The sequence below is a fragment of the Mesorhizobium sp. M7A.F.Ca.CA.001.08.2.1 genome, from assembly GCF_003998455.1.
Lineage (GTDB): Bacteria > Pseudomonadota > Alphaproteobacteria > Rhizobiales > Rhizobiaceae > Mesorhizobium > Mesorhizobium ciceri.
In genome coordinates this window covers 1-9,258 of record NZ_RZPW01000182.1, presented here as the reverse complement: position 1 = coordinate 9,258, position 9,258 = coordinate 1, and the positions used below count along the sequence as shown (strand labels likewise).

General features: G+C 62.7%; 13 protein-coding genes. 2 read left to right on the top strand and 11 right to left on the bottom strand.

All coding sequences use genetic code 11. From position 1 onward, the window contains the following. Positions 1–677 (bottom strand): serine dehydratase beta chain (locus EN914_RS13395; RefSeq protein ID WP_281034655.1); only part of this gene is annotated, 677 nt, incomplete at its 3' end. 178 nt (positions 678–855) lie between these two features. On the opposite strand from EN914_RS13395, the gene EN914_RS13390 reads away from it, so the two are divergent. Then, on the top strand, positions 856–1,569 hold the full coding sequence (locus EN914_RS13390; protein ID WP_013531782.1) for a DUF599 domain-containing protein: 714 nt from the start codon (positions 856–858) through the stop codon (positions 1,567–1,569). Here the strand turns inward: EN914_RS13390 and EN914_RS13385 are convergent. From EN914_RS13385 to EN914_RS13355, 7 genes are all read right to left on the bottom strand, one after another. Further along, complete coding sequence (locus EN914_RS13385; RefSeq protein WP_024503482.1) at positions 1,548–2,339, bottom strand: YdcF family protein; 792 nt, start codon at positions 2,337–2,339, stop codon at positions 1,548–1,550. The two genes, EN914_RS13390 and EN914_RS13385, sit on opposite strands and share 22 nt — an antisense overlap. A 7-nt stretch (positions 2,340–2,346) precedes the next feature. Then, on the bottom strand, positions 2,347–2,877 hold the full coding sequence (locus EN914_RS13380) for a hypothetical protein (RefSeq protein WP_127389115.1): 531 nt from the start codon (positions 2,875–2,877) through the stop codon (positions 2,347–2,349). A gap of 1 nt (position 2,878) precedes the next feature. Next, on the bottom strand, positions 2,879–4,444 hold the full coding sequence (locus tag EN914_RS13375; protein WP_024503484.1) for an amidase: 1,566 nt from the start codon (positions 4,442–4,444) through the stop codon (positions 2,879–2,881). Continuing rightward, complete coding sequence (locus EN914_RS13370; RefSeq protein WP_024503485.1) at positions 4,444–4,899, bottom strand: GNAT family N-acetyltransferase; 456 nt, start codon at positions 4,897–4,899, stop codon at positions 4,444–4,446. The genes EN914_RS13375 and EN914_RS13370 overlap by 1 nt, the downstream gene beginning before the upstream one ends. Before the next feature lie 8 nt (positions 4,900–4,907). Next, positions 4,908–5,195 (bottom strand): Asp-tRNA(Asn)/Glu-tRNA(Gln) amidotransferase subunit GatC, encoded by a 288-nt coding sequence (gatC, locus tag EN914_RS13365; RefSeq protein WP_013531787.1) that lies wholly within the window; start codon positions 5,193–5,195, stop codon positions 4,908–4,910. A gap of 131 nt (positions 5,196–5,326) precedes the next feature. Beyond that, positions 5,327–5,713: a hypothetical protein gene (locus EN914_RS13360; protein WP_032899252.1), complete on the bottom strand. Its 387-nt coding sequence runs from the start codon at positions 5,711–5,713 to the stop codon at positions 5,327–5,329. Between the two features lie 54 nt (positions 5,714–5,767). Further along, a complete protein-coding gene (locus EN914_RS13355) occupies positions 5,768–6,475 on the bottom strand; it encodes a metal-dependent hydrolase (protein ID WP_024503487.1) in 708 nt (235 codons plus the stop codon). Positions 6,476–6,597: 122 nt separating this feature from the next. Between EN914_RS13355 and ruvX the strand changes: the two genes are divergently transcribed. Next, positions 6,598–7,104 (top strand): Holliday junction resolvase RuvX, encoded by a 507-nt coding sequence (gene ruvX, locus EN914_RS13350; RefSeq protein ID WP_013531790.1) that lies wholly within the window; start codon positions 6,598–6,600, stop codon positions 7,102–7,104. On the opposite strand, the gene EN914_RS13345 is transcribed toward ruvX, so the two are convergent. The 3 genes from EN914_RS13345 to EN914_RS13335 form a co-directional block, all read right to left on the bottom strand. After that, the gene (locus EN914_RS13345) at positions 7,022–7,363 is read right to left on the bottom strand and encodes a DUF6105 family protein (RefSeq protein ID WP_013531791.1); all 342 of its coding nucleotides are present in this window, start codon (positions 7,361–7,363) and stop codon (positions 7,022–7,024) included. The genes ruvX and EN914_RS13345 overlap by 83 nt on opposite strands. Next, positions 7,363–7,932 carry a hypothetical protein gene (locus tag EN914_RS13340; RefSeq protein WP_013531792.1) on the bottom strand — a complete coding sequence of 190 codons (570 nt, stop codon included), beginning with the start codon at positions 7,930–7,932 and terminating at the stop codon, positions 7,363–7,365. Before EN914_RS13340 ends, EN914_RS13345 begins: the two co-directional genes overlap by 1 nt. Positions 7,933–8,126: 194 nt before the next feature. Next, positions 8,127–9,258 (bottom strand): acyl-CoA dehydrogenase family protein (locus EN914_RS13335; protein WP_127389114.1); only part of this gene is annotated, 1,132 nt, incomplete at its 5' end.

Below are 9,258 nucleotides of genomic sequence, written 5' to 3'. Positions count from 1 at the left end.
CTCCAGATGCCGTCGAGGCCGGCGTCGAGCGCCTCGCGCGTCATCTGCGTCTCCTCGTTGACGCGTTTCATGTCGGCGATGGAAAGGCCGCTTTTGCCGGCCATGGCCAGCATCTCGACCGCATTCTTGAACGGATAAGGCACTTTCTTGCCTTCCGTCGTCACCGATCCCTTGGCCTTCATCCGCTGCAGTTCCTCTTCGGAAACCACGAAGCCGCCGCCGATCGAATAATAGATGCGCTTGAGCAGCAGGCGGCCGCCGGAATCATAGGCGTAGAACGCCATGCCGTTGGCGTGGCCGGTGAGCGGCGTCTTGCGGTCCAGCACCAGATCGGTGGCCGGATCGAAGCGATAGGTGGGATGGCCGGGCGGCGAAATACGCTTTTCGGCGGCGATGCGGCTGGCAATGCCATCGGCCTGGTCGGGATCGACCGTCTGCGGCGTCAGACCGGCAAGGCCGAGCATGACGGCGCGGTCACTGCCGTGGCCGATGCCGGTATAGGCGAGTGACCCGTGCAGGCTGGCGCCAAGGCGGTCGACCTTCACACCCGCCGGGCGCGGCCAGTCATTTCCCGCGACCTCGTCGAGAAACCGCGCCGCGGCGGTCATCGGTCCCATCGTGTGCGAACTCGAGGGTCCTATGCCGATCTTGAACAGGTCGAAAACCGAAAGGAACACGCGGCGTTGTCTCCTGGAGTCAGGTCGAGGACTACATATAGGAATTCCCACGATGTTTCCGCTCTTTTGGAAATCGCGGCGCTGCACCCGCCGACCTTGTTTGCTCCGGCAGCGACATTGGCACGATCGCTGTATGCGGACATCGAAGCGATCGCGCTGAATGTGATAAATTCAGGCCATGGGCGATTCCCTCGATCTTTCGACAGCCGATCTCGCGGCGCTGGCCTTCTTCCTCGTCGCGTGGCTGCTGCACACGTTTGCCTCCGACGGCAAGCTTGTCAGCCGGGTGTCGCTGACGACGGCGATGAATGCACAGCGGCAAGCCTGGATGCGGACCATGGCCGAGCGCGAGATCCGCATCGTCGACACCGCCATCATGAGCGGGCTGCAGCAAGGCACCGCCTTTTTCGCCTCCAGCTCGCTGATCGCGATCGGCGGCTGCTTTGCCCTGCTCGGCGCGTCCGACCGGGTTCTTGAAGTGCTCAGCGACCTGCCTCTGGGTGGCGCGCCGTCGCGCGCGGCCTTCCAGATAAAGGTGTTTGGGCTGGTGCTGATCCTGGCGTTTTCGTTCTTCAAATTCGGCTGGGCGTACCGGCTGTTCAATTATTGCACGATCCTGATCGGCGCCGTGCCAATCCCGCATGGCGAAGCCTCGCGCAATCCGGTCACCGAAACGGCGGTGTGGCGTGCGGCGCAAATGAACATGCTGGCCGGAAAGCACTTCAACTCCGGCCTGCGCGGCGTGTTCTTCTCGATCGGTTATCTCGGCTGGTTCGTCGACCCCATGGTGTTCGTGTTGTCGACGCTGTTGCTGCTGGCGGTGCTGGTGCGGCGCCAGTTCTTCTCGGCGGCCAGGCAGGCGGTGATCGGTCAGCCACCCGGAAAAGGCTGATCGATCCGGCCTGACAGCCAGTAGGCAAAAAGCCCGATCCATTCCCGGATGGCCATGGTGGTGGCCTGCAGCGAATCGGCTGGATTGTCGCGGAACAGGCCGACGCCTTCCCGTCCCGAGGTGCGATAGTCGACCGGCCATGGAACGGTTGCAAAGCCGGCCTTGTCGAACAGCGCCTTGGCGCGCGGCATATGGAAGGCCGAGGTCACCAGCAGCCAGGTCTCGCCGGGCTTCGGCGTTACCAACTCCTTGGTGAAGACCGCGTTCTCATAGGTGTTGCGGGACTTGTTCTCCAGGATCATACGGTCGGCCGCCACGCCAAGCGCGGTGAGCAGGCGCGGCGCGGTTGCGGCATCGCCCTCGCCATCGAGAAACAACGCGCCGGTGCCGCCGGAGACGACCACCTTGGCGGTGGGAAAGCGCCGGGCGAGAATCGCGGTCTCGACCATCCGATCGCCGCTGCTGTTCAGCTCATAGCCGCCGCGCGCCAGATTGATGGCGCCCTCGAAGCCGCCGCCGAGCACGACGATGCCGTCGACCTTTTCCGGCAGCGGCGGGCGTTGAAAGCGCTCTTCCAACGGATTGAGCATCATGGCGCCGAGCGACGTCCATGCTGACAGTGCAAGGATCAAAAATGCCAGCACGCTGCCGGCGGCCGCTAACCGTCGGCGCCCGATCGTGACCGCGAGCAGTCCCGCTAGCAGCAGGAAGATCGCCAGGTTGAGCGGCTGGATGAAGAACCAGAAGATCTTGGAAAGGTAGAAGAACATTGGCTGCCTATCGTCGGCTCGAATTCTCACGACTGATGAAGTGCTCGACGGCACTTGTCACAGCCTCGGCCTCGGGCCGGCTCAACTCCCTGCCGAAAACAAGGACGCCGTTGGTGTTGGTCAACCTGATGACTTCCGACAGCCCCGCTTCATCCGTTGGATAGGTATGGTCGAGGATTTCGGCCTCAAGGTGCCCTTTCAAAGGCAATGAGGAACGATTTCGCACAAAACCCCTGACGTCGCGCACGGCTGCCACGTCGGTTAGCCGCAGGGTTTCCTTGCCGAACACCAGCCACATGAAATCCTTGCCGAGGAAGTAGGTGAAGAGGGCAATGATCGCAGTGAACGACAGCAATCCGAGAGTGCCGCTGGCGACGTTTGCGGGCGACGTGTCGGTCAATCCCATGTAGCCGGTGTAGGCAGCGATCGCGGCCCCAACCAGGACGAAGCCCATCCTGAAATCCGAGATGCGCGGTGGGTTGGTTATCAGCAGTTCGTCTTCCGTCTCGACGATGGAAATGCGAGACGGGGGCGGCATGCTACCACCATTTCTCCGGCTGGAATGTGCCGGCGGCCTGCTCGATGACGGCAGCGGTCTGGAACAGGGTTTCCTCGTCGAACGGCCGGCCGATCAACTGAAGCCCGAGCGGCAGGCCCTTGGCGTCGAGCCCGGCGGGCACAGCAATGCCCGGCAGGCCGGCCATGTTCACGGTGACGGTGAAGATGTCGTTCAGGTACATCTTGACCGGATCGGCAGCCATGTCCTCGTCGGCGATGCCGAAGGCGGCGGATGGCGTTGCCGGGGTCAGGATGACATCGACGCCGGCGGCGAAGACAGTCTCGAAATCCCGCTTGATCAGATTGCGCACCTTCTGCGCCTGCAGATAGTAGGCGTCGTAATAGCCGGCCGACAGCACATAGGTGCCGATCATGATACGGCGCTTGACCTCACGGCCGAAACCGGCGGCACGGGTCTTCTCATACATGTCGACGATATCCTTGCCCGGCACGCGCAAGCCGTAGCGGACGCCATCGTAGCGGGCGAGATTGGACGAAGCCTCGGCGGGCGCCACGATGTAATAGGCGGGCAGCGCGTATTTCGTATGCGGCAGGGAAATATCGACGATCTCGGCGCCGGCGTCCTTCAGCCAGGCAATGCCCTTCTGCCACAGCGCTTCGATCTCTTCGGGCATGCCCTCGACGCGGTACTCCCTGGGAATGCCGACCTTCATGCCCTTGATCGGCTTGCCGATCGCGGCCTCATAGTCCGGTACCGGCATGTCGACCGACGTCGTGTCCTTCGGATCGACGGAGGCCATCGACTTCAGCAGGATCGCGGCATCGCGCACGTCACGAGCGATCGGGCCGGCCTGGTCGAGCGACGAGGCGAAGGCGACGATGCCCCAGCGCGAGCAGCGGCCATAGGTCGGCTTGATGCCGACCGTGCCGGTGAAGGCGGCCGGCTGGCGGATCGAGCCGCCAGTATCCGTCGCGGTCGCGCCGGCACACAGGAAGGCCGACACTGCGGTTGCCGAACCGCCAGAAGAACCGCCCGGCACCAGCTGCGCATTGTCCAGGCTGCGCGCGGTCCTGGTGCCGCCGGCCGAGACGAAGCCGCCATCACCCTGATGCGTCGTCGGCATCACCACCGTGTCTAGGCGCGAGCGCCGCCACGGATTGATGACCGGGCCATAGTAGGACGTCTCGTTGGACGAGCCCATGGCGAACTCGTCCATGTTGAGTTTACCGAGCATGACGGCACCGTCGGCCCACAGATTTGACGTAACGGTCGATTCGTAGCGCGGCTTGAACCCGTCCAGCACATGACTGCAGGCCTGCGTATGGACGCCTTCGGTGCCGAACAGGTCCTTGATTCCGAGCGGGATGCCTTCCAGCGCACCGCCCTCGCCCTTGCCCAGCCTTGCGTCGGACGCCTTGGCCATGTCGCGCGCCTTGTCGCCTGTCACCGCGACATAGGCATTGAGCGCGGGATTGGCGCGATCGATGGCCGAGAGATAGGCCTCGGTGATCTCGGTCGCGGTGATTTCCTTGCCGTGCAGCTTGGCGCGAGCCTGTGAAATCGTCAGCTGGGTCAGGTCGCTCATCAAAGGCTCTTTTCGTAAAACACCGACCACTCGGAATCGGGATAATCCAGCACCGGGCCGCAACGCGAAAACCCGGCGCGTTCGTAGACGGTCCACGCCGCGGGGTGACGGTCGCCCGTCTCCAGCACCAGGCGCTTCAGCCCCTCGTTGCGCGCCAGCGCCTCGACCTGCTCGACGATTTTCGCGCCGATCTTCTGCCCGCGATGCGAGGGCCGCGTGTACATGCGCTTGACCTCGCCGACAGCGCCGTCATGGCGTTTCAGCGCACCGCAGCCAATGGCCATGCCGTTGTCGCGGGCGATGAAGACAGTCGTGTCCTCACCAGCCATCTGCTCGACCGTCAGATGGTAGCAATGCTCCGGCGGCGTCAGTTCGAGCAAGGTCCGGTTGAGTTCCTCGACCAGGCCGCGCACGTCGTCCTGCAGTGGCGTTTCAATGGCGATGTCGATTGCCATCGGCCGGTTTACTCCACGACCTTCGGCACGAGGAAGAAATTCTCTTCGGTCGCCGGCGCGTTGGCGACGATGTCAGCTGCCTTGCCGCCGTCAGTAACAACGTCCTGACGCTTCTTCATGTCCATCGGCGTCACCGAGGTCATCGGTTCGATGCCGGAAACATCGACCTCATTCAGCTGTTCGACGAAGCCCAGAATGGCGTTCAGCTCGCCGGTCATCCGTTCGGCATCTTCCTCGCTCACTGCAATGCGGGCGAGATGCGCGACGCGCTTCACTGTCTGAAGATCTACGGACATGTTTTTGCCTCGGGGAAAACCAGTTCGGGCTATAGCGGCGCCGCGCGCGCTGCGCAACATGCATCGTGCGAGAGAACCAGGCTGCGGCGGCGGCCTAGTCTTCGGCCATCGATCCACGCACAGGATGATGTCTACGGCAGGGCAACGCCCTCGCACAGATAGTAGCTGCCGCTGTTGCCGCTTGCTTCGCTTTCGTCGTTGACGGGCCGGACCGACACGAGATCGATCTGCTTCTCATTCATTTGCGTCACCGAGAGGACATCTGGGAAGACATAGCCCGGTTCCTGGCAGAGGGCCGTCACCGCCCAGCTCGGCGAAGCGGTCGCCTTGCTGACCTGCAGAAACTCGCAATTGTATTCCACGCTCTGCAGGCCGTGTGCCGAAAGCACGATGTTGCCGGCGTCGATCAGCGTTTGCAGCGTGTCCTTTTTGGCCTGCGTGCAAAGCTCTTCGGACTGAAGGTAGACGCCTTCGATGAAATCATCCGCGGCGAGCGCGGGCGACGCCGCGACAAACATGGAAACGCAAAGAGATCGCCCCAATACCATGGATTTATTCCACTTTAGCTGTTTCTAAATCGTAATCGTCTCACCGATTTTCGGCAACGCCACCCTTACACCGGATCCTTCCAGGCCGGCCTCGAACTTATCGGCGGTCGGGTCGATCATCGGAAACGTGCCGAAGTGGCAGGGAACCACGGTGTCGAATTTGAAGAAGCGCCGGCAGGCAAGTGCCGCCACCGCGCCGCCCATGGTGAAGCGGTCGCCGATCGGCACCAGGCCTATCTTCGGCTCATGCAACTCGTTGATCAGCGCCATGTCGGAGAAGATGTCGGTGTCGCCCATGTGATAGAGCGTTTTGTCTTCCGGGAAATGCAGGACGAGGCCGCCCGGATTGCCGAGATAGGTGTTCTGGCCGCCCTCGCCCGGGAACGAGGATGAGTGCAGCGCCTGGACAAAAGTGGTGGTGAAGCTGCCGCAATCGACGGTGCCGCCGATGTTGCCGGGATTGATCTTCTTGTCGCTGACGCCCTTGCCGACCAGATACATGCAGATCTCGAAATTGGCGACGAGCTGGGCGCCGCTTTTGCCGAGCACTTCCACCGCGCCGCTGATGTGGTCGCTGTGGCCATGCGTCAGCAGCACATGCGTGACACCCTCAGCCGGGCCCTCCCAGCCACCCGTCCATGACGGATTGCCTATCAGATAGGGGTCGATGAGGATCTTGGCATCAGCGGTATCGATCCGAAAGGCCGAGTGGCCGTACCAGGTCAGTTTCATGAATGCATTCCTCGATTTTTGACTTGCCAAAGGATAGAACGCCAATGGCCCCGAGATCAAAGGGTTACTTGTCCGCCACGCGTTTGACAAAACACCTGGTGGTGAAAGGCGAAGGACGGCCGGTGGGCATTATCACGATCGAAGAATTGCCGGCGCGGTTAGCCGGCGGTAAGACGCTGGCGGGGCTTGACCTCGGCGACAAGACGATCGGCGTCGCGGTCTCGGACCAGAGGTTTTCCTTCGCCCATCCGCGTCCGGTCATCATGCGAAGGAAATTTTCGCTCGATGCGGCGGTGCTGCTCGCCTTGCTACAAAAGGAGAATGCCGGCGCCGTGGTGATTGGGCTGCCGATCAACATGGACGGCTCGGAAGGTCCGCGTGCGCAGAAATCGCGCGCCTTCGTCCGTAACATGGCACAAATGAGCGACCTGCCCTTCGTGCTCTGGGATGAAAGGCTATCGACGGTCGCGGCCGAAAGGACGCTGATCGAGATGGATTTCTCGCGCCGCAAGCGCGCCGGTAAGATCGATTCGGCGGCAGCCGCGTTTATTCTGCAGGGAGTTTTGGACCGGCTTCAGTCGCTCCACGCATCCGCTCGAACGGAACCGGACCCGCCCAGCGCTGTCTGACCCAGCCGGCGATTTCGCGGCGACGGCGGAATGCCCAAAGCGCCATCAGCAGCAACCCGTCGAAGACGCACGTCTTCGCCACCATGCCGGGGATGATCGCCGGATCGATGCCGAGCATCTGACCGTAGAGCTGGAAGAAGAAGTCGTGCATCTGTCGGCTGAGCATCGCGTAGCCGAAATTGATGTCATTGGCCGACAGATAGAACCAGCCCCAGAAAATCGCCATCGGCGCCGCCCAGAATCCGAAGATGTAGCGCATCAGCGGCCTCCCCTGGGATTGGAGCCGGTTTTGGACACCGTTCGGCCTGATATGAGTGAAAGCAGCGAATTGTGGGCTGCGGCTTTTGCCATGCCGTGCGCGACGGCATGGATCTCGCCTTCGCCCGAAGCCGCTGCCGCAACCACGGACCGCCGTTCGGCAAGCATGGCGACATAGGATGCCAGAAGTGCTGCCAGCTGCACGGCAACGGCCATGAACAGCCCGTTTATGCCTTGCGCAGCACCCCCGATGACGATCAGCGACAACACGCCGGACGCGCAGATGAAGGCGATGCGGGCAACGCTGTCGGCGTCCGGGCTGGTCGCGTCGTTGACCAGGGCTTCGACAAAGGCCCAGAAAAACAGAACCGCGACGACCAGCAATGCGGTGGCAAGCGGCGCCACGACAACGAAATTGTCGAGGTTGACGAAGCGGGTACCCTCGATTGTGGCACCGATCACGCCGAGCGCCGCCGCCACACCACGGTTTCCGTCGATGCAGATGAGCGCAAGCAGGGCGAAAACAATCGTCCAGTGCAAGGTCAGAAAAGAGGTCAGTACCTGTCGCATCGGTGTTCCTGCTTCGCAAAGCAGGAGACGGCCAATCTGAACCATTGCCTGCTTGCGCCGGGACAGTGGGCCTTGCCGCTCGCCATCGCAACGGAAACCATTTGTTAAGGTTAACGAAAATTAGCCATATGCGAGAGGATACGGACCAACGCCTCAAAACTGTGGATGGCGCCGGTTTTTGCGATGCTCGCGGCTCAGTTCACTGGCGGATAGAGCGTGTCGATGATCATGCGTGCATCGTGGCGCGAATCGATCATGCCATAGGTGTTGCGCCATTGGCCGGCCAATCGCGTCTCGACGAACGCGTCGGCGATCCGCCCTGCCCCCAGACGGCGCAATTCCGCCGCCGCAGCCGACAGAGCCAGCTGCTCGGTGAGCAGCCGAGCCGAACCTTCGTCGGTTGAAGCGACCTGCATCGCCGCCTTCAGCACGCCGATCGTGCCGCGTCCGCCGGCGCCGAGATCGCGGTCGATGCCGGCCAGCACATCCTCGAACAGGCCGGGCGCACGGCCAAGCACGCGCAGCACGTCGAGCGCCATGACATTGCCCGAGCCCTCCCAGATCGCGTTGACCGGGGCCTCGCGATAATAGCGGGCGAGCGGCGCCTCCTCGACATAGCCATTGCCGCCGAGGCACTCCATCGCCTCATAGAGCAAAGGCGGCGCGATCTTGCAGACCCAGTATTTGACGACCGGCGTCATGGCGCGGGCAAACGCCGCTTCACCGCGGTCGCTGGCCGCCTCGTCGAAGGACCGCGCCAGCCGGAACGACAGTGCGGTGGCGGCGGCGACATCGAGTGCCATGTCGGCCAGCACGCGCTGCATCAACGGCTGCTCGATCAGGGTCGAACCGAACACCTGACGATGGCGGGCATGATGAACGGCCTCGGCGAGGCCCGCGCGCATGATCGCCGACGAGGCGATGGCACAATCGAGCCGGGTGAGCGTCACCATGTCCATGATCGTCTTCACACCGGCACCGGGTTCGCCGACCATCTCGCCGATGGCATTGACGAATTCGACTTCGGAGGATGCGTTGGAACGGTTGCCGAGCTTGTCCTTCAGCCGCTGGAAGCGGAAGCCGTTGCCCGAGCCGTCACCGAGAACGCGCGGTACGAGGAAGCACGACAGCCCCTCCGGCGCCTGCGCCAGCACCAGGAAGGCATCCGACATCGGCGCCGACATGAACCATTTGTGCCCGGTCAGACGATAAAAACCGCTGCCGGCGCGTTCCGCCCTCGTCACATTGGCGCGCACATCGGTGCCGCCCTGTTTCTCGGTCATGCCCATGCCGAGCGTCAGCCCGGTTTTCTCGACCGGCGGCTTT